The sequence below is a fragment of the Romboutsia sp. 1001216sp1 genome (assembly GCF_039841805.1).
GTDB lineage: Bacteria > Bacillota > Clostridia > Peptostreptococcales > Peptostreptococcaceae > Romboutsia_C > Romboutsia_C hominis.
On record NZ_JBDPHA010000008.1, the window covers coordinates 37,604 to 58,957 of the forward strand.

22 protein-coding genes are annotated in these 21,354 nt (G+C 26.4%); 18 read left to right on the top strand and 4 right to left on the bottom strand.

The window, feature by feature from the left end; translation table 11 throughout:
- The first annotated feature begins 109 nt into the window (after positions 1–109).
- The 18 genes from ABHC41_RS09240 (at position 110) to ABHC41_RS09325 (ending at position 16,092) form a co-directional block, all read left to right on the top strand.
- Positions 110–1,075: a CAP-associated domain-containing protein gene (locus ABHC41_RS09240; RefSeq protein ID WP_166505731.1), complete on the top strand. Its 966-nt coding sequence runs from the start codon at positions 110–112 to the stop codon at positions 1,073–1,075.
- A 24-nt stretch (positions 1,076–1,099) separates the two neighbouring features.
- Positions 1,100–1,792, top strand: coding sequence for a polysaccharide deacetylase family protein (locus ABHC41_RS09245; RefSeq protein WP_195237430.1), 693 nt, complete (start codon positions 1,100–1,102; stop codon positions 1,790–1,792).
- A 173-nt stretch (positions 1,793–1,965) separates the two neighbouring features.
- On the top strand, positions 1,966–2,289 hold the full coding sequence (locus ABHC41_RS09250) for a hypothetical protein (protein ID WP_092924926.1): 324 nt from the start codon (positions 1,966–1,968) through the stop codon (positions 2,287–2,289).
- Positions 2,290–2,445: 156 nt separating this feature from the next.
- Positions 2,446–3,030: an aminodeoxychorismate/anthranilate synthase component II gene (locus ABHC41_RS09255; RefSeq protein ID WP_092924928.1), complete on the top strand. Its 585-nt coding sequence runs from the start codon at positions 2,446–2,448 to the stop codon at positions 3,028–3,030.
- Positions 3,030–4,379, top strand: a complete 1,350-nt coding sequence (gene pabB / locus ABHC41_RS09260; protein ID WP_092924930.1) for an aminodeoxychorismate synthase component I — start codon at positions 3,030–3,032, stop codon at positions 4,377–4,379. Before ABHC41_RS09255 ends, pabB begins: the two co-directional genes overlap by 1 nt.
- Complete coding sequence (locus ABHC41_RS09265; protein ID WP_092924932.1) at positions 4,369–5,124, top strand: aminotransferase class IV; 756 nt, start codon at positions 4,369–4,371, stop codon at positions 5,122–5,124. The genes pabB and ABHC41_RS09265 overlap by 11 nt, the downstream gene beginning before the upstream one ends.
- Positions 5,125–5,140: 16 nt before the next feature.
- Entirely contained in the window at positions 5,141–5,842 is a 702-nt protein-coding gene (locus tag ABHC41_RS09270) for a hypothetical protein (RefSeq protein WP_092924934.1), read from the top strand.
- 17 nt (positions 5,843–5,859) lie between these two features.
- The gene (folE, locus tag ABHC41_RS09275; protein ID WP_092924936.1) at positions 5,860–6,432 is read left to right on the top strand and encodes a GTP cyclohydrolase I FolE; all 573 of its coding nucleotides are present in this window, start codon (positions 5,860–5,862) and stop codon (positions 6,430–6,432) included.
- Positions 6,433–6,445: 13 nt separating this feature from the next.
- Positions 6,446–7,237, top strand: a complete 792-nt coding sequence (folP, locus tag ABHC41_RS09280) for a dihydropteroate synthase (RefSeq protein WP_092924938.1) — start codon at positions 6,446–6,448, stop codon at positions 7,235–7,237.
- Between the two features lie 8 nt (positions 7,238–7,245).
- Positions 7,246–7,611 (top strand): dihydroneopterin aldolase, encoded by a 366-nt coding sequence (folB, locus tag ABHC41_RS09285; protein WP_092924940.1) that lies wholly within the window; start codon positions 7,246–7,248, stop codon positions 7,609–7,611.
- A complete protein-coding gene (gene folK, locus ABHC41_RS09290) occupies positions 7,604–8,110 on the top strand; it encodes a 2-amino-4-hydroxy-6-hydroxymethyldihydropteridine diphosphokinase (RefSeq protein WP_092924942.1) in 507 nt (168 codons plus the stop codon). The genes folB and folK overlap by 8 nt, the downstream gene beginning before the upstream one ends.
- Positions 8,091–8,876 carry a 3-deoxy-7-phosphoheptulonate synthase gene (aroF, locus tag ABHC41_RS09295; RefSeq protein WP_166505727.1) on the top strand — a complete coding sequence of 262 codons (786 nt, stop codon included), beginning with the start codon at positions 8,091–8,093 and terminating at the stop codon, positions 8,874–8,876. Before folK ends, aroF begins: the two co-directional genes overlap by 20 nt.
- A gap of 329 nt (positions 8,877–9,205) precedes the next feature.
- Complete coding sequence (gene dnaG / locus ABHC41_RS09300) at positions 9,206–11,017, top strand: DNA primase (protein WP_092927431.1); 1,812 nt, start codon at positions 9,206–9,208, stop codon at positions 11,015–11,017.
- Between the two features lie 17 nt (positions 11,018–11,034).
- Entirely contained in the window at positions 11,035–12,198 is a 1,164-nt protein-coding gene (rpoD, locus tag ABHC41_RS09305) for an RNA polymerase sigma factor RpoD (RefSeq protein WP_242871306.1), read from the top strand.
- 70 nt (positions 12,199–12,268) lie between these two features.
- Positions 12,269–12,961, top strand: a complete 693-nt coding sequence (locus ABHC41_RS09310; protein WP_271892175.1) for a class I SAM-dependent methyltransferase — start codon at positions 12,269–12,271, stop codon at positions 12,959–12,961.
- Positions 12,962–12,974: 13 nt separating this feature from the next.
- On the top strand, positions 12,975–14,072 hold the full coding sequence (locus ABHC41_RS09315) for a Nif3-like dinuclear metal center hexameric protein (protein WP_271892173.1): 1,098 nt from the start codon (positions 12,975–12,977) through the stop codon (positions 14,070–14,072).
- A gap of 164 nt (positions 14,073–14,236) precedes the next feature.
- On the top strand, positions 14,237–15,556 hold the full coding sequence (locus ABHC41_RS09320) for an MATE family efflux transporter (RefSeq protein WP_271892171.1): 1,320 nt from the start codon (positions 14,237–14,239) through the stop codon (positions 15,554–15,556).
- 104 nt (positions 15,557–15,660) lie between these two features.
- Positions 15,661–16,092, top strand: coding sequence for a hypothetical protein (locus ABHC41_RS09325; RefSeq protein ID WP_271892169.1), 432 nt, complete (start codon positions 15,661–15,663; stop codon positions 16,090–16,092).
- A 73-nt stretch (positions 16,093–16,165) separates the two neighbouring features.
- On the opposite strand, the gene ABHC41_RS09330 is transcribed toward ABHC41_RS09325, so the two are convergent.
- From ABHC41_RS09330 to ugpC, 4 genes are all read right to left on the bottom strand, one after another.
- Positions 16,166–18,313 carry a YhgE/Pip domain-containing protein gene (locus ABHC41_RS09330; protein ID WP_271892167.1) on the bottom strand — a complete coding sequence of 716 codons (2,148 nt, stop codon included), beginning with the start codon at positions 18,311–18,313 and terminating at the stop codon, positions 16,166–16,168.
- A gap of 102 nt (positions 18,314–18,415) precedes the next feature.
- Positions 18,416–18,988 (bottom strand): manganese efflux pump MntP family protein, encoded by a 573-nt coding sequence (locus ABHC41_RS09335; protein WP_271892165.1) that lies wholly within the window; start codon positions 18,986–18,988, stop codon positions 18,416–18,418.
- A 142-nt stretch (positions 18,989–19,130) separates the two neighbouring features.
- On the bottom strand, positions 19,131–19,895 hold the full coding sequence (locus ABHC41_RS09340) for a helix-turn-helix domain-containing protein (protein WP_271892163.1): 765 nt from the start codon (positions 19,893–19,895) through the stop codon (positions 19,131–19,133).
- Between the two features lie 82 nt (positions 19,896–19,977).
- Positions 19,978–21,105 (bottom strand): sn-glycerol-3-phosphate ABC transporter ATP-binding protein UgpC, encoded by a 1,128-nt coding sequence (gene ugpC, locus ABHC41_RS09345; RefSeq protein WP_271892161.1) that lies wholly within the window; start codon positions 21,103–21,105, stop codon positions 19,978–19,980.
- Positions 21,106–21,354 lie beyond the last annotated feature (249 nt).

A 21,354-nucleotide genomic window follows, 5' to 3' on the forward strand; every position in this document is an offset into this window, starting at 1 on the left:
TAACGCTAGGTTATTTTTTTATTAAAATTATCACATATAGTATATATTATGTATGATAATTTTAAAGATGTCTATCATCCTAATATAAACTGTATGGGAGAGTGATACATTGAAAAGTATATTATTAATAGGAGGAGTAATAACAAGCTTATTACTTTTTAATTTAAATATAGATAATAGCAAAAAAGAGATAGATGCAAATAATAATGTTAATAATAAGTCTATAAATATTAGTAATACAAAAGACATTTATAATATAAAAATTGGAGAGCGTAAAGAAAAATTATTATCGTTATTTGGTCAACCAGATAGAATAGATGAAAGTGAATATGGATTTAATTGGTATATATATAATAATGATTATAATAATTTTTTTATGGTAGGTATTGAAGATGAAGTTGTCAAAGGAATATATAGTAATTCATTAAATTCATGTGAAACAGAAAATATAAATATAGGTGATAAAAGAGATGATGTAAGGAAGTTGTATACACCTATAGAATATAAGAAAAAAGGAAATATTAAATATATTATTAGTTCGGAAGGTCAATATGACATAATAGAGATAAATAATAAATATATAACATTCTTTTATGATATACATGATGAATATAAAATATGTTCATATCAAGTTATAGATTCTAAAAATGAAAGTGATATGAAATCTATATATGCAAGCCCAAGCGAAAAATTAAAAAAGAGTTTTGAAATGCAAGTTATAGATTTAACTAATAGCGTGAGAGCAAAAAATGGATTAAATAAGTTAAAATACAGTGAAATGGCTACTACAAGTTCAAAAAAACATAGCTTAGATATGGTAGATAAAAACTACTTTGATCATATTAATAAAGAAAATGAAACACCTTTTGATAGGATGAATGAAGAAGGTATTAAATATATAAGTGCAGGAGAAAATATTGCAGCAGGTCAAACTAGTGCAATATATGCTCATGAAGCATTAATGAATTCTAAAGGACATAGAAAAAATATTTTAGGTAATTATAATAGTATAGGAGTAGGAGTTGAATTTGGAGGAGATTATAATATTTATTACACTCAAAACTTTTATAGATAATATAATCTGAAAGGAAGACATAATATGAAGCATAGCATAATAAAAGTTATGACAATAGCAATAAGTATAATGCTAATTGCTAGTTTAAAAAATCCAGTAAGTTGTAATGATAAAGTATTTATAAAAAATGGTTCAAGAGATAAAAAATTAATAGCGCTTACTTTTGATGACGGTCCACATCCAAAAGAAACCAATGAAGTGTTAGATGTATTAAAAAAATATAATGTTAAAGCAACATTCTTTGTAGCAGGAAAACATGTTAATTGGTATCCAAAGCCTATTATTAGAGCTAAAGAAGAAGGACATGAGATTGGAAATCATACATTTAATCATCCAGATATAAGTAATTTAAGTCAACAACAATTAGAAGATGAAATAGTAAAATGTGAAAAAATAATTAAAGAGGTTGTAGGGGTAAAGCCTACTTTATTTAGGCCACCATACGGAAGTTATAATCAAAAAACTTTAGGTCAAATAGCAAGTAAATATAAATATAAAATAGTACTTTGGACAACTGTTGATGCAAGAGATTGGCAAAATCCTAAAGCATATAAAATAGCAGATACAATAATAAACAATGTAAAAAATGGAGATATAGTATTACTACATGATTACGCAACTAATAACACTGTAGAAGCTCTAGATATACTAATACCTAAGATGATAGAAAAAGGATATAAATTTGTAACTGTATCAGAAATGATAGAAAGTAGCTAATATATATGAAATAATAATATATAGCAATAATTTATAATATATACACTTTACTATTAAGATATATCTAAAAAATAATTTAAAAATAATGTAAAAATAATAAAAAAACGAAACAATTGACTAAAGAGATAATATACATATATTAAAGACTATCTTGAAAAGGATTGATTTAATATATGTATAATAAAATATATGAAAAAAAAGGTTTTATAATATTTCAAGTAAAAGAAGGATATGTTGTATATAATACTAAAAAGGATTTTCAAGAAGGTCATACACATTTGAAACATTTTGAAGCAGCAAAAACGGCAATAGATTTGGTTATAAATAAAAAAATACCTAAAAGCACAGATGTATATTATTTATCTAGTCTTGTTAGAATTTCAGATGACGATGATTATATAAATCATATTAAAGAATTAATAGAGGCTAGAAAACAAAAAGGTAAAAAAGAAAAATATTATAATAGTGGATATAAAGTAGTAAAGAGAAGTTTATAGCTTCTCTTTTTTTATATAAATAAATATAAAAAATTAGACCAAAGATGACTATATTGACATAGATTTCTATAAAAATATATAATTAATATTGTATATAGGAGATACTTAAAGAGAATAAACATAATAAAAAGTAGTATTTAGGGGAGGGCAATAGATATGATTCTTATGATTGATAATTATGATTCTTTTGTATATAACTTAGTACAATATATAGGTGAACTAGGTGAAGAAATCATAATTAAAAGAAATGATGAAGTAACGATAGAAGAAATAGAAAGAATAAATCCAGAGATTATAGTTTTATCACCAGGACCATGTTCACCAAATGAAGCAGGAGTATGTATTGATGTTGTAAATTATTTTAAAGGTAAAAAGCCAATACTAGGTATTTGTTTAGGTCATCAAACTATAGGATATGCATTTGGTGCTAATGTTATAAAAGCTATAAAGCCAGTACATGGAAAAGTACATAGCATAAACCACGCAAATAAAGGAGTATTTAAAGGTCTTAATAATCCTTTAAATGTAACTAGATATCATTCTTTAGTAGTTGATACAAAAAATCTTCCAGAAGAACTAGAAGTAACTGCAATCACAAATGAAAATGAGATAATGGGAATTAGACATAAAAAATATCTAATAGAAGGGGTACAGTTTCACCCAGAAGCTATTTTATCAGAACAAGGGCATGACATACTTAAGAACTTTATAAACGAAGCTAGATTAGGGGGACAAGCATAATGATAAAATTAATAGATACTAAATTAAACTCATTTGAAATATTTACTATATTTAAAGATGATAGTAATAGTTTTATATTAGATAGTGCAATGGACCCTAATAAACTAGGTAGATATTCATTTATAAGTAGTAACCCATTTAAGATTATTAAATACAAAAATACAGAGAATAACCCACTAGATAATCTACAAGAAGAATTAAATAAATATAAAGTTGAAAATAATACACACCTTCCTTTTATTGGCGGAGCAGTTGGATATTTATCTTATGATTTAGGAAATTATATGGAAAAATTGCCTAGGACTGCAAAAGATGATACAAATGTTTATGATTTATATTTTGGCTTATACAATTGGGTTATAGTCATAGATCACTTAGAAGAAAAGACATATATAGCCACACCAAATTTAAATGAAAAGGAAGAGGGAAAAATAGCCCTTGATATAGAAAAAAGAATTGGTGAAGCTACTAAAAAGGGAATAGACACTATATGTTATGAAAAAATAGAAGTTAATCCTATAAAACTTAAATCAAACTTTACTAAAGAAGAATTTATGAATTCAGTTAGAAAAGTACAAGATTACATAAAACAAGGTGATATATACCAAGCAAATCTTACTCAAAGGTTTGAAGGAGAAACTACACTTTCTAGTTATGAACTTTACAGAGATTTAAGAAATATAAGTCCAGCACCATTTGGAGCTTTTTTAAACTTTGAAGATACTAATGTATTATCTAACTCTCCAGAAAGATTTATAAAATGTATAGATAAAAAAGTTGAAACTAGACCTATAAAGGGAACTAGACCAAGAGGAACAACAAAAGAGGAAGATTTAAGATTACAAGAAGAACTTAGAAATAGTGAAAAAGATAGAGCAGAGCTACTTATGATAGTAGATTTAGAAAGAAATGATATAGGAAGAATATCTAAAATAGGAACGGTAAAGGTACCTGAATTATTTATAATAGAACCATATGCAAATGTAAATCATTTAGTTTCAACAGTAGTTGGAGAGCTAGATGATAACAGAAGTTGTGTGGATGTTATAAAAGCAACATTCCCTGGAGGATCTATAACAGGAGCACCTAAAATTCGAGCTATGGAAATTATAGATGAATTAGAACCTACTCAAAGAAATATATATACAGGTTCTATAGGTTATATAGGTTTTAATGGTGATATGGATTTAAATATAGCAATAAGAACTATTATAAAACAAGATAAGAAAGTATACTTCCAAGTTGGAGGAGGTATGACTTGGGATTCAAATCCAGAAGATGAATACCAAGAAACATTAGATAAAGCAAAATCTATAATGAAAGCATTAAGAGGCTATTATGAAGAATAATGTGAATTTTTCTAGCAGTTTAGCTAAATTTGGAATAGGGGTTTTTGAAACTATAAAAGTAGATAAAAGCCCAATAGATATAGATATACATATAGATAGAATGTTTAACTCACTTAGTGAGTTAAACATTTTAATTAATAATGATAAAGAATTTTACAAAGAAGAAATATTAAAATATATTAAAGAGAATAATATTGAAAATAAAGCCTTAAGATTAACAGTATTCGATGAAGGATATAATATATCGGTTAGAAATATACTATATAACAAAGAAATGTATGAAGTTGGATTTAGATTAAATATATCCCCTATAAGAAGAGGAGATAGTATAATACATAGACATAAAACTACTAATTACTTTGAAAATATATATACTAAAAATTATGCTACTGAAAATGGATATGATGATGGTATATTTTTAGATGCAGAAGATAACATACTAGAATGTTCTATGAGCAATATATTTTTCATTAAAGATAAACAGATATTTACTATAAGTGATAAATTTCCTATACTTAGTGGAACTGTAAAAAGAAGGATTATAGAAATTTGTGGCGAATTGAATATACAACTAGTAGAAACTAATATAAACATAGATGAAATTAAAGAATTTGACTTTGTATTTATAACAAATAGCATAATGGAAATGATGAAAGTTATTGAGATAGAAGGTATCAAATTCAATAATAGAAATGAATTATTTGATAAAATAACAAAAGCATATAAAGATAAAATATATAAATAGAAATTAGGAGAAATAAATGGGAAATAGGGTTTATGACATATATACTAAAGAAATAGAAAAAATTATAAGTTATGAAAATACAGAAAGTGTATTTTTAGTAGGTTCTTCTAAGAGTATAGATATAGAAAATAGTAGTATGATTATAAATGATTTTGATATATTTGTAATAGTTAGTAAGGGGAATACTCAAACTAGAATTATAAAAACTATAGATAACTTAGAATTTGATATAAATATTTTTTCAAAAGAAGGTATTTATAAGTTAATAGATTCAAGAGAGTATTTTTTCTTAAAAGAAATGTCAAATCCAAAAATATTATACGATTTAAATGATGAAGCAAAAGACTTAATAAGCATATGTAAAAAAAAGCTAAGCGAAGGGCCTAAAAAACTTTCACAAAGCGAAAAAGAGTTTTTAAAATCTCAAATAAAAGGTAATCTAGATAGAATAAATAATAATAGTAAAATAGATTTTTTTGAATTTGAGTTTTTGACGAATTTATATTTAAAAGATATAATAGTTGGGTATTTTACTATAAACAATAAGTGGGTACCTAAAGATAAAAAACTACTTAGTACACTAAAAAAAGAAGATATAAATCTATATAATTTAGTTGAACAAACGCTAAAAACAAAAAAATATGAAGACTTACTAAATGTGTATAATTACGCATTTAATAATATAAAAGTAAGCAAAAACATAAAAATAACTTACTAATCAAGGGGGCTAAACCAATGAGCAAGGTAGATAAAGATAAAATAAGAAAAGCTGTAAGAGACATATTAGAAGCTATAGGAGAAGATCCAAATAGAGAAGGGCTAATAGGAACTCCAGATAGAGTAGCTAGAATGTATGAAGAAATATTTGCAGGTCTTCATCAAGACCCAAGTGAGCATTTAAAAGTAATTTTCCAAGATGAAAGTCATGAAGAATTAGTGTTAGTTAGAGATATACCTTTTTATTCATGCTGTGAACACCATATAGTTCCTTTCTTTGGAAAGGCTCATATAGCATATATACCTAAAGACGGTAAATTAACAGGTCTTTCAAAATTGGCAAGGGTAGTTGAAACATTCGCTAAAAGACCACAATTACAAGAAAGAATAACTAAGGGAATAGCGGATATAATAATGCAAGAATTAGAACCTTATGGAGTTATAGTTGTTGTTGAAGCTGAACATATGTGTATGACTATGAGAGGTGTTAAAAAACCAGGTTCAAAAACTATAACATCAGCAGTAAGAGGTATATTTGAAAAAGACATAGCGGCTAGAGCAGAAGCTATGAGCTTAATAACTATGAAGTAATAGGAGATTAAAAATGTTTGATTACTCAAAGAGAACTTATATAATGGGAATATTAAATGTTACACCAGATAGTTTTTCTGATGGCGGTGACTTTAATAATATAGATAAAGCTATAAATCGTGCTAAAGAAATGGTAAGAGAAGGTGTAGATATAATAGACTTAGGTGGAGAATCAACAAGACCAGGTCATAAATATGTTGAAGCTGACGAAGAAATAAAAAGAATCATTCCAGTTATAAAGGAATTAAAAAAAGAAGTAAATGTTCCCATATCAGTAGACACATATAAAGCTAAGGTTGCCGATGAAGCTTTAAAATTAGGTGTTGAAATGATAAATGATATATGGGGACTAAAAAAGGATAAAGATATGGCAAGTACTATTGCAAAATATGATGCACACGTTTGTATAATGCATAACCAAGATGGTACTAATTATGATGGTGATATTATAGAAGAAATGAAAAAATCCTTATTAGAAAGTATAGAAATAGGACTTAATGCAGGCATAAAAAAAGAAAAAATAGTACTAGATCCAGGTATTGGATTTGGAAAGAATGTTGAACAAAATTTAGAAGTATTAAGAAGACTTGATGAATTAAATTCATTAGGGTATCCTATCCTTTTAGGAACATCTAGAAAGTCAGTAATAGGACATGTATTAAATGTAGAGCCAAAAGAAAGATTAGAAGGAACTATAGCAACTACAGTTTTAGGTATTAGAGATGGTATCTCTATAGTAAGAGTGCATGATGTTAAGGAAAATTTAATGGCAGCAAAAATGGCTGATGCTATATATAGAAAGTAGGTATTAAATTGGATAAAATATTAATGAATAACCTAGGTTTTTATGGATATCATGGTGTTTTAAAGGAAGAAAGTGTATTAGGTCAAAAGTTTTTTATTGATATAGAATTAAATGTAGACACAAAAAAAGCAGGAATAAGTGATAATATGAATGAATCAGTAAGTTATGCTGATGTATATGTTGTAGTAAAAGAAATTGTAGAAAATAAGAGATTTAATTTAATCGAAGCAGTAGCAGAAAATATAGCTAAAGAAGTACTTGAGAAGTTTGATTTAGTTAAAGGCATAATGGTTAGAGTTAAAAAGCCAGAGGCTCCAGTAAATGGAATATATGACTATTTCGGCGTTGAAATAAGGAGAAATAAAGATGAATAAAGTATATCTGGGTCTTGGAACAAATATGGGGGATAGACTTAATTACTTAGACTCTGCTTGTGAATTAATACAAAATAACAGTAAAATAAAAGTTTTAAAAAAATCTAAGATATATGAAACAAAGGCTTGGGGATATACTGACCAAGCAGATTTTTTAAATATGTGCTTAGAAATAGAAACAAGTTTAAATGAATATGACTTGCTTGAGTTTTGTCATGAGGTAGAACAAAAGTTAAATAGAGAAAGAATTATAAGATGGGGACCAAGAACTATAGATATTGATATATTATTTTTCAATGATATAATATTGAAGGATGAAAATTTATACATACCTCATCCAAGAATAAGTGAGAGAGCATTTGTGCTTATCCCTCTTATGGATTTAAATAAAAAATTAAAAATTAAAAATAAAACTATAGAGGAATACTTAAATTCGCTAACTTGTGAGGAGAGAGAACAAGTAAAGGAGTACGTAGGCGATGAAGAAAAATTTGTTTGATGACAACATAAGGATTGAGATAAATACGGATAAAAACTCTAAGCTAATAGTAAAGGAAAATAAGCTTGTAATGGCAGGACCTTGTGCTATTGAAAGTTATGAACAACTCTTAGAAACAGCTAAATTTGTTAAATCAAAAGGAGCAAATATTTTAAGAGGAGGAGCATATAAGCCTAGAACATCTCCTAATTCATTCCAAGGATTAAAAGAAGAAGGATTAGAAATATTAAAAGCAGTTAAGAAAGAAACAGGAATGCCTGTTATAACTGAACTTATGGATGCAAGAGAATTAGATAAACTATATGAAGTAGCTGATATAATTCAAATTGGATCTAGAAACATGCAAAATTTTAGTTTACTTACTGAAGTAGGTAAACAAGATAAGCCTGTTATGTTAAAAAGAGGTTTATCATCTACTATAAGTGAGTGGATAGGAGCAGCAGAATATATTGCCATAGGTGGAAATCAAAAAATAATCATGTGTGAAAGAGGAATTAGAACATATAATGATTATACTAGAAATACATTAGATTTAGCAGCTGTACCTATAATACAAAAGGAGACAGGTCTTCCTATTGTAGTTGATCCATCTCATGCAACTGGAGTAAGATATTTAGTAAAACCAATGTCTATAGCATCTCTTGCAGCAGGTGCTGATGGTATAATGGTAGAAGTTCACCCAGATCCTATAAATGCATTATCAGATGGTATGCAGTCACTTCACTTTAATGAATTTGAAGATTTAATGAATTCAATTAATTTATAAAAAAAGAGGTAATTACCTCTTTTTTTATTTTGCTAAAATTAATTTAATTAATATTAAAAAATAAGGGTATTTATATTAAAATAGGAAAAATTATATAAGAATAGATTTAATCTGCAAAAGACATATTTAATTCAAAAAATATGTGATATTTTAAAATTGTAGATAAATAACGTATAATAAATATATAGATAGAATTAAATAATAAAAAAATAAAAAAATAAGAAGGATGTTAACAAAAAAAGTCGAATTGTGTATAATGAGGATTTGACAAATTTAAAATATAATGTAAAATAGTAATGTTAGAAAAAATTACACCAGAAGGTGATAATATGAATGATATAAAAGATATAATAGAAGAAGTTAAAAGTAGATGTGACATAGTAAGCACAATATCCCAGTATATAGAGCTTAAATCATCTGGGATAAACTATAAGGGACTTTGTCCTTTTCATGGCGAGAAAACACCATCATTTTATGTAAATGAATCTAAGCAAATTTATAAATGCTTTGGATGCGGAGAGGGTGGAGATGTAATTAACTTCGTTATGAAGATGGAAAATCTAGATTTTATTGATGCAGTAAAAGTTTTAGCTCAGAAGTATGGAATTGAAATTAATACTAATATGGATGAAGAATCTAAGAAAAAATTAGAAAAGATAAAAAAGTTCCAAGATATACACACAGAAGCGGCTAGATTTTATTTTTCTAACCTACACACTAAGAAAAATAGTGGATATGCATACCTAAGAAGTAGAGGATTAGATGACAAAATCATAAAAAAATTTGGACTTGGGTATTCACTAGCATCTTGGAATTCACTTATGGACTATTTAACATCAAAAGGTTATAGTAACAAAGATCTTATAGAATGTGGGCTATTAGCACATAAAAAAGAAAGTAACAAAATTTATGATAAATTTAGAAATAGAGTTATGTTTCCCATATTTGATTATAGAGGAAATGTTATAGGGTTTGGAGGTAGGGTACTTGATGATTCATTACCTAAATACTTAAATTCCCCAGATACAATAACGTTTAATAAAAGGTATAATTTATATGGCCTTAATTTCTCAAGGAAAGAAATAAAAAATAAGACTTTGATATTAGTTGAAGGATATATGGATTTAATATCTCTTTATCAATATGGTATAAAAAATGTAGTAGCTACGTTAGGTACGGCACTTACTAAAGAACAAGGTATGTTAATTAAAAGATATGCTGATAATGTTATTATATCATATGATTCGGACGAAGCAGGTATAAAAGCTACATTAAGGGCTATAGAAATATTAAGTGATATAGATATAAATGTTAAAGTATTAAATTTAAAGGATTGCAAAGATCCAGATGAATTTATAAGAAAATATGGAGTTAAAGGATACCAAGAGGCAATAGATGAGTCAATAAATCAAATAATATTTAGAATAAATAATTTAAAAAAACAATTTAATCTAAATAAAGATGAAGATAAGGTTAAATTTGCAAAAGAGGCATCTAAAATAATAAAAAAAGTAAAAAGTCCTGTTGAAATTGACTATTATACTAAATACTTAAGTGATTTAATACAAATAAGTATAGATTCCATAAAAAGGGAAATATATGGAAAAAGTTATAATAAAAATGGAAATAATAAATACCAAAAAAGTAAATATATAAAAAAAGACGAAGTTGTAATAGAAAAACCTAAGATTATAACAAATGGAGAAAAGTTTGTTGAGAAAAATCTTATAAAATTAATGATAGAAGATAAAAAACTAAGAGATATAATCGTACTAAAAGTAAATGACAATGATTTTTTATTAGATGAAAGTAAAGAAATTTTAAATTGGATAATTAAAAATCAAGAATTGGACAAAATAACTATTGACAAAATTAAAAGTTTAAACATATCCGAAGAATACATTAAAGATATAGAAAATATATCATTGAATAATATGAGCTTGAATAATGTCAAGGGTGTAGATGATATTATTAAGAATGTAAAGAAAAATACTCTTAATGAAAAAATGAATAGATTATTAAAAGAACAAAAAGAAATTGAAAAAAATAAAAATAATAGTGACACGAAAGAGGTAGATGGTAAGATTATGGAAATTGCTTTAAAAATCGTGGAAATAAGAAGAATGCTACAAAAGCTTTAATGAAGGGAGGTCTGAGTGTGGAAAATAAAACAAATAAAAAAGAATCAAAAAGAATAACAGCTAAGGGATTAATTGAAAAAGGTAAAAAGCAAGGATCTCTTACTTTAGGGGAAATAATGGAAGCTTTCTCTGAAACTGAACTTGATAAAGATCAAATAGAAAATTTATATGAAACTTTAGGAAACTTAGGTATAGAGGTTATAGAAAGCAAACCTCAAAATGCTGATATTAATTTCTCATCAGATGATGATTTAGATATAGATGTGCTAGAAGATGGTGTAGATGAAGAATTATCAAAAGATGATGCACCTATGGAATTAGAAGCTATAGATTTATCATTACCTAAAGGTATAAGTATAGACGATCCTGTTAGAATGTATCTAAAAGAAATTGGTAAGATACCTTTACTTAAGCCGCATGAAGAAGTAGAATTAGCTAGAAGAATGAATGAAGGGGACGAAATGGCTAAACAAAGACTAGTTGAGGCAAACTTAAGACTAGTTGTAAGTATAGCTAAAAGATATGTAGGAAGAGGTATGCTTTTCCTTGATTTAATACAAGAAGGTAACCTAGGTCTTATAAAAGCTGTTGAAAAATTTGACTATGAAAAAGGATTTAAATTTAGTACCTATGCAACATGGTGGATAAGACAAGCTATAACTCGTGCTATAGCTGACCAAGCAAGAACTATAAGAATACCAGTACATATGGTAGAGACTATAAATAAATTAATAAGAGTATCTAGACAGCTTCTTCAAGAATTAGGTAGAGATCCAAAGCCTGAAGAAATAGCTAAAGAAATGGATATGACAGAAGAAAAAGTAAGAGAAATAATGAAAATAGCTCAAGATCCAGTATCTCTTGAGACTCCAATAGGAGAAGAAGAAGATAGTCATTTAGGAGATTTCATAGAAGATGATGCAGCACCAGCACCAGCAGAAGCTGCAGCATATTCACTACTTAAAGAACAAATAGAAGAAGTTTTAGGATCTTTAAATGAAAGAGAACAAAAAGTATTAAAGTTAAGATTTGGTCTTGAAGATGGAAGAGCAAGAACTCTTGAAGAAGTTGGTAAAGAGTTTGATGTAACAAGAGAAAGAATAAGACAAATAGAAGCTAAGGCTTTAAGAAAATTAAGACACCCAAGTAGATCTAAAAAATTAAAAGACTACTTAGACTAGATTATACCAAAAACTCGCCTTTATATAAGGCGTTTTTTTGCATCTAAGAAATAAGGAAAGGACTATATAAATGAAGTTAACAGATAGATTATTAAAAATAGCATCTTTAGTTACTAAAGGCAAAAAAATTGCTGATATAGGAACAGATCATGGATATATACCAGTACATTTATTAAATGAAGGAAACATAGATTTTGCAATACTTGCAGATGTTAATAAAGGACCGCTTGAAAATGCAAGAAAAGAAGTTAGACATAATAATTTAATTGATAAAGTTGATTTGAGATTAGGATCAGGTATAGAAGTATTAAAGAAATGTGAAGTTGATGAAGTTATAATAGCAGGTATGGGTGGAATACTTATAAGTGAATTGTTAGAAGCTAATATAGAAGTAGCACAAAGTACTGAAAAATTTATACTTCAACCAATGCAAGCACAAAAAGAACTTAGAAAATATCTATTAAATAATGGATATGAGATATTAGATGAGGTTTTAGTTAGAGAAGATTTCAGAATATATGAAATAATAGTGGCTAAATATACTGGGAAAAATACTAATGTAGAAGATGAAATATTTTATGAAGTAGGAAATAAACTTATAGAAAATAAAGATGAATTACTAAATGAGTTTATAGATAAAAGAATACATACATACACTTCAATACTTAATAAATTAGAAGGAAAAAGTGGAAAAGGGATAGATGAGAAAATAGAAGATAGTAGACTTAATATATCTAAATTAGAAAAATTAAAAACTTTATAAGGGGAATGATATTATGTTACTTAAAAGTCTTATAAAAAATATAGAAGCTAAATACCCATTAAACTTAGCTTATGACTGGGACAATGTAGGCCTTTTAGTGGGTGATTTTAACAGTGATATTAAAAAAGTATTATTAGTTCTAGAAGCAAATGAAAGAGTTATAGATGAAGCTATAGAAAATAATATAGACTTAATAATAACTCATCATCCATTTATATTTAAAAAGATGAATAAAATAAATACATCGGATTTAAAAGGAAGACTTATACATAAATTAATAAAAAATGATATAGCACTTTATTCTATGCATACAAACTTTGATATAGCATTTGATGGTTTAAATGATTACTTCATGGAATTAATGGGATTTGAAGATTGTAAGGTATTAGAAGTTACAAATAACGAAGTATTATATAAGCTAGCAGTTTATGTTCCTGAGACTCATATAGATAAGGTTAAAAATGCTTTAGGAAAAGCAGGAGCAGGTCATATAGGAAATTATAGTCACTGTAGCTTTACATGCGAGGGAGAAGGTAACTTTATGCCTTTAGAGGGCACAAATCCATTTATAGGAACAAAAGGAGAGATAGAATGTGTTAAAGAGGTAAAAATAGAAACTATTGTACCTCAAAAAATATTAGGCGGAGTCTTAAGCTCTATGATAAATGCTCATCCTTATGAAGAAGTAGCTTATGATTTATATAAACTAGAGAATAAAGGAAATTCAGTTGGTTTAGGTAGAGTTACTAAGTTAAAAGAAAAGATTAGTTTAAAAGATTTAAGTAATTCTATAAAAGAAAAGCTAAATATGAAACATATTAGAGTAGTAGGTAGTTTAGATACTACTATAAGTAAAATAGCTTTAGTTACAGGTTCTGGTGCTGATATGGTTAAGAAAGCTCAAAGAAGTGGTTGTGAAGTTATAATAACTGGAGATGTTAAATATCATGATGCACAAGATGCAATAGATATGGGGATGTGTATAATAGATTGTGGGCACTTTGAAACTGAAGATATATTTAAGGATGTTATGAAGAGATTTTTAGATGATATACATGATATAGAAGTTTTAAAAAGTAATATAGATTTAAATCCATTTAAAATAGTATAAAACACAAAAAATAATGACATATTTTTATGTCATTATTTTTTTTACTATTTATTAGAAAACATATCTATATATTAAATATAAGCTTATAGAATGCTTACTAATATGAATAATATACTTTCATTATAGCAAATACTATATATAAATATATGTATGAGGAGAAGTTAATGAAAGATAAAGAAAGTGTATTTTTAAATTCAGATATAAATAAGTTATTTTATAAGTATTTAATTAATAGTGTCTTGGGTATGCTAGCAGTATCGTTCTGTATACTAGCAGATACTATGTTTATAGGACAAGGTATAGGAAGCGATGGATTAGCTGCTTTAAATATATGTATACCTATATTTAATCTATTTAATGGATTAGGGCTTTTGTTTGGTATGGGAGGGGCTACAGCCTTAAGTATAAGTAGAGGAAAAGGAGAAATAGTTGAGTCACAAAGGATATTTACAAAATCTATTATAATAGCTATTTTAGTAGGAATTACATTATCTACTTTAGGGAAGATATTTACTGAGAAAATAGGGTATATACTAGGGGCTAATATAAGTAATATATATATGGTAAAAGAGTATTTAAGTGGTGTTTTAATATTTTCATTTAGTTATATCTTAGCTCATACTACATCAGCTTTTATAAGAAATGATCATAATCCAAGACTTGCTATGATAGCTACTGTAACTAGTGGTTTATCAAATGTTATTTTGGATTATTTACTAATATTTATTTTTGATATGGGGATAAAAGGTGCTGGTTTAGCTACATCAATAGCATCACTTATAAACCTATTAATACTTTTAACTCACTTTATATCTAAAAAATGTAGCTTAAGATTTATAAAATTTAAAATCAATGTAAAAGATATATCAAGGATACTATTTAATGGTTTACCAAGCTTTATTGTTGAAATATCATCTGGAATAGTAATATTTATATTTAACTTGAAATTACTAAATATAGTAGGTAATATAGGTGTTAGTGCATATAGTATAATAGCAAATGTATCTTTAGTAGCAGCAGCTATATTTACGGGGATATCACAAGCTATGCAACCTATAATAAGTGTAAATTATGGTGCAAATAAGATAGATAGAGTAAAGAGAGTAAGAAAAAAAGGTCTGAAGACTTCTATAATTGTTGGATTAAGTTTCTATATTATAGGTATATTATTTCCACAATTTATAGTAGGCGTGTTTACAAGTGAAAAAGGTCAGATTGTAGATATAACTGTGAATGCCATAAGATATTACTTCTTAGCATTTATATTTATGGGGATAAATATAGTTAATGGAGCATATTATCAATCCATGGAACATAGGATATTATCTAATGTAATATCATTATCAAGAGGGATTATACTCATTATAATAGGTATAACTATACTTCCAATATTCTTAGGTGTAAATGGAGTATGGTTAAGTGCTGTGTTTGCTGAAGTATTAACTTTAATTATAACCTATATATATGTATATAAAAAAAAATGACCCTAATTTAAGGGTTATTTTTTTATTTTTAATAGAAGAATTTTTTATTAGATAATACAAATACTATTAATATAGTATATGACATTTAAGGAGGAAAAAGTTCTATGGTAAAGTACTTAGTTAAACGTAAAATGAAAAATGGAGTCGACATAAAAAATAAAAAAGCATTAGTATATACAGGAGGAGTTTTAGTTGGAGTAGGGGGGTATTTTGCATATAAGGCTATTAAGAATAAAAGAATGAATAAAAATTTCAATTGTTGCAATGATTATAAAAATGAATCATATTATTATGATGATTATGATAGCAGAGCTTATTGTTGTGATGAAGACATGGATAATTTTGATGATGATCTAAAATGCAAAGTAGATGAATTTAATTCAAATAGAATAATAGAAGAAAATTGTACAAATGTAAGTAAAGAAGAGTTAGAAGGATATGTAAATAAAGCAATAGAAGAAAGAGAACATGAAGAACGAGAAGAGAATAAGCATAGACCTGGAGTTGGTATACATTACGACGACATAAAACATTAATATAGTAAAAAGTCTTCCTAAAGATTTTAGGAAGACTTTTTTATTGATATATATCAATCTTTTATATTAAATTTTAATGTCCAGTTAAGTCACTTTCATTAAATTTATCACTTATAGGTTTTGTATATCTATTAATAATACCTTTAAATAGTATAGTTAATATTATAGGTATTATTAAGAATACTATTAATACATATATATCTTTTATCAATACTGGTTTGTAAATACCACCTACAGTCTCTCTAAGAGCAGATATAGCATAAGTAAATGGTAAAAATGGGTTTACGTATTGGAAAAATGGAGGAGTAACTTGTATAGGGAAAGTACCTCCTGATGCAGCAACTTGTATAACTAATAGTATTACACCTATTGCTTTTCCTACATTTCCAAATATAGAGACCAATGAGTATACAATAGCTGTAAATACAATACTTGTAAACATTGATAATAATACAAATGATAAAGGATCAATAACTTTAACATTTAGAATATATAAATCACCAGCACTTACTATAAAAGCTTGTATTATAGCTATAGTTAAGAAAGTAAGTCCTCTACCAAAGTATATCTCAAATGGTTTGTAATCTCCATGTACATTAGCAGACAGTAATGACATTAATAAAAGTACACCAACCCATAAAGATAATACTGTATAAAATGGAGTCATACCAGCTCCGTAGTTAGCTACTGGATATAATTTATCTGTAACTAGCTCTACTGGTTGCTTTAAGAACTCAGCACGTTTTATAGCATCGCTTTTAAGTAAAGATATTAACTCATTAACATCGTCACTTGAGTTTATTTTTTTCATAGCATTAACTAATTCATCAACTGTTGATTTAGCTATAGGTAGTTTTTTTCTTATAAATGATATATTATCTTTCGCACTATCTGATAATGATATCGTAGTATTTAGTATATCCTCAACTTGAGGTAGTTTTGCTTGAGCTTTATCTAACACACTAATAACTTCATTAGCAGTATTGAAACTTCCCTCAAATATGTTATTTATAGGATTTACTATTTTTGAATCAAAATTATTTAAAATTGATGTAGAAATTTGGTTTACATCATTTACAACCTTTAATATGCTATTTAACTTATCTAAAGAAGGTTTTTCTCCATTTGCAATCTGTCCTTTTATAGCATTTAAAGCGTTAGTAGCATTATTTAAACTATTATTTATAGACTGTAAAGATGATATAGCATTTTCTAGAGGCCCACCTGGTTTAATAGCATTTAGTTTATTTAAAAAGTCTAGTACTGTATTACTTGTACTTGATAAAGTAGAAAGCTTTGATGATAAGCTATCTATAAGTTGAGGTATATTATCAGCACCGTTATTTATCGCATCTATTATAGATGATATATTTGATGAAGCACTTGATGAAACTTTAGATACTATTTGCAAATCTTCTTTTATTACAGGAGCAACTTTATCTAAGCTACCTTTGCTATCTTGTAAAAATACTTTTACATCTGATGCTAACTTTTTAGTATTAGATATAGTAGAAGTTATTAAAGGAACATCTTTTTTTAATTCCTTAGCAAGATCTTGTACTTTATCTGTAGCATCTGAAGCAAGATTTACAGTTTTATATATATCTTTAAATTTACTTTGAACATCTATAAGTTCACTTTCTAAATTAGATAGCTTTGGAAGTTGATTTTCAAGTTCTATACCTAAATTATTAGATACTTCAAATATAATTTGACTAACAGTTTTTACTACTGTTTGATTAACTTCATTTTGTATAGTTGAAGCACCTTTATCTGTAATTTTAGGGGCTATCGCGTTTATTTTTTCATTAACTGTGTATATTATCTTACCTTTTTTGACTTCATCAGAAGTTAATGAAGTCAAATCTTTAGAAAAGCTTTCTGGAATTTCAACTGAGGCATAATATGTACCTTTTTTAACTCCATTTATTGCGTCAGCTTTATCTACAAATTTCCAACCTAAATTATCATTTTCCTTAAGTTTTTTTACTAATTCATCACCAACATTTATATCCTTACCTCTTATTTCAGTACCTTTATCATTATTAACTATAGCAACTGATATATTTTTAGTACTACCATAAGGATCCCAAGATGCCTTTATATTAAACCAGGCATATAATGATGGTAAGACAGTTAGTCCTAGTATTATTACTAACAATACTTTGTTTGTAAAAATATCCTTTATGTCTTTTTTATATATTTTAAAAATATTTTTCACGTCTTTACACCTCCATGTTGACTAAATAAGGTTAGATTTAGAACTATTTTATATTATATTATTTATACAATAAAAAGTAAAGTTAAAAAATTGTAATATATATTAAAATAGTAAATTTATAATACCTGTATGATCATTGAATATGTTTAAACCTATTAAAATAAGTAATACTCCACCTATTATCTGAGCAGATGATTTGAATAAATTACCAATTTTTTTTCCTAATAAAACACCTAAAAAGCATACTATAAATGTAACTAAAGATATAGTAATAGATATAGGAATTATATTTACACTTAAAAAGGAAAAACTAACTCCAACAGCAAGTGCATCTATGCTAGTTGCAATTGACAATATAATGAGATCTTTATTATTTATGTAATATGAAGTAGTATCTTCAGGTTTGTCTTTTGCATCTAAAATCATTTTTAAACCGAGAAAGATTAGTAAAATTAAAGCAATCCAGTGATCAAATGCTTTTATATAGCTTTCAAAATTTACACCTAATAAATAACCAATTAAAGGCATACCGCCTTGAAATAATCCAAAGAAAAAAGCTACTTTAGAAGCTAACCAAAAATTTATATTCTTTAAAGTCATACCTTTTGTAAGAGATACAGCAAATGCATCCATTGAAAGTGCAAATGCTGTAAAAAATATAGTTAAAAATCCCATAATATCCTCCTTGTTTAAAGTTATAGCTAATCTTATTTTATAAAAACTATGATAAAAATATTCGTAATTTAGTAATATGCAGATTAGGCAAAATAAAAACAGCTTAAATAGATTAAGCTGTTAATAGTTAAAATAAAAATTATTATTTAAAGTTTATATAAGATTTTATAGTTAAATAGAAAATTAAAGCATCTTTAAAGTTTTTCAAATCAAGATTTAGTATTTCTTTAATTTTATCTAATCTATATATAAGTGTATTTCTATGTAAAAATAATGATGATGAAGTTTTAGAAATATTTTGATCATTTTCTATAAAGCATATTCCTGTATTTAACAAGTTTATATCCATTGTTTTTATAGATTCAAAATCTATCAAATCGTAAAAAGACTTATCATGCTTTATAAAATATATAAATTTATATATTACTAAATCTTTTAAAGTTATGTAGTTTTTAAAAAAAGTGTTATTTATAAGGAATTCTTTAGGTATTTCATTAAAAATAGATACTCTAGATTTAAGTATATCTATATCATATATTTCACCTAAATCCACAATATAAGTATTTCTATAAGTCTCTGATTCTATTATTTCTGGTGTATGGAAATTAATGTCTAGTTTATAATCTGAATTTAATATTAATAAATTTTCGTATAAAAATAATTTTATATTATCATACAAGTTATATAATATTCCCTTTAAATTATCTACTTCACAGTCTTGTTGATAGAATATATAAAAATAACCTTTTATATTATCTATAGTTATATCTTCTATAAATTCTATAACATATGTTTTATCATTAAAGGTTACTATATTTTGGTTTTTGCTAATATTTTGATTATTATACTCAAAAAAATTAATTTTTTTATTTGTCTTTCCCTCTATAAATTGTATCAAATTTTGCATGAAGACCACCCCTGAAGTTTTCAATTAAAAAAGTAAGATGATTAATCATCCTACTTTAAATATATCATTAATTTAGAAGTATTTATATATAAACTAGAGATTTATTTATAGATTCTTGTGTTTCTTTATCAAATATATGTATTTTATGTTTATCCATAGCAAGCTTTAATTTGTCTCCCATTTTAACTCTATATCTCCCATCAAATCTTGCAGTTATACTTTGATTACCTGTTTTTAAGTAAGCATATATTTCAGCACCCATAAGCTCTCCAAGTTCAACAGTAGCTTCAAAAGTACTATCTAAGCTATTATCGACAAATATATCTTCCATATGTATATCTTCAGGTCTTATACCTAGAACAACTTCCTTACCTATATATCCATTTTCTATTAAGCTAGATGATTCACCTTTATTTAATGTTATATCAAATCCATCAGCCTTTGCATGTATTTCTCCATTTACATCAGATAAAGTAACATTTATAAAGTTCATTTGTGGAGCGCCTATAAATCCAGCAACGAACATATTATTTGGATTATCGTATATTTCCTGTGGAGTATCTATTTGTTGAACTACACCATCTTTCATAACAACTATTCTATCTGCCATAGTCATTGCTTCGACTTGGTCATGTGTTACATATATAAATGTAGTACCTAAAGACTTATGAAGCTTAGTTATTTCTGTTCTCATTGATGTTCTAAGTTTTGCATCTAAGTTTGACAAAGGTTCATCCATTAAGAATACCTTTGGATTTCGAACTATAGCACGCCCTAGTGCAACTCTTTGTCTTTGACCACCTGAGAGTGCTTTTGGTTTTCTATCTAATAATTTATCTAAATCTAATATTTTAGCTGCATCCCTAACCTTTTTATCTATTTCATCCTTAGGTACTTTTCTAAGTTTAAGAGCAAATGCCATATTTTCGTATACTGTTAAGTGAGGATAAAGTGCGTAGTTTTGGAAAACCATAGCTATATCTCTATCTTTAGGGTCTACATCATTTACTAATTTTTCTCCTATATAAAGTTCACCATCGCTTATTTCTTCAAGGCCTGCTATCATTCTTAGTGTAGTAGATTTACCACAGCCAGATGGTCCAACTAGTACTACAAATTCCTTATCTTGTATATCTATATTTACATTTTTTACTGCATTAAATCCATTTGAATATGATTTACATATATTTTTTAAAATTACCTTAGCCATTACCATTTCCCCCTTTTAACAACTATATTTTAATTTCATTTTATATTTTAATAATATCAAAAAAATGTTTTCTTAGTAATGTAAAAAATAACTAAAACTATTTAGATACAATATACAGATTGGATAAAAAACATAAAAATTTTAAATAACATGTTTAAATAAAAAAACAAAAGGTATATATATAGTATGTTAAAAAGAAACTAAATAAAATTTATATAAATTTGGAGGAATAAAATTATGAAAAAATTT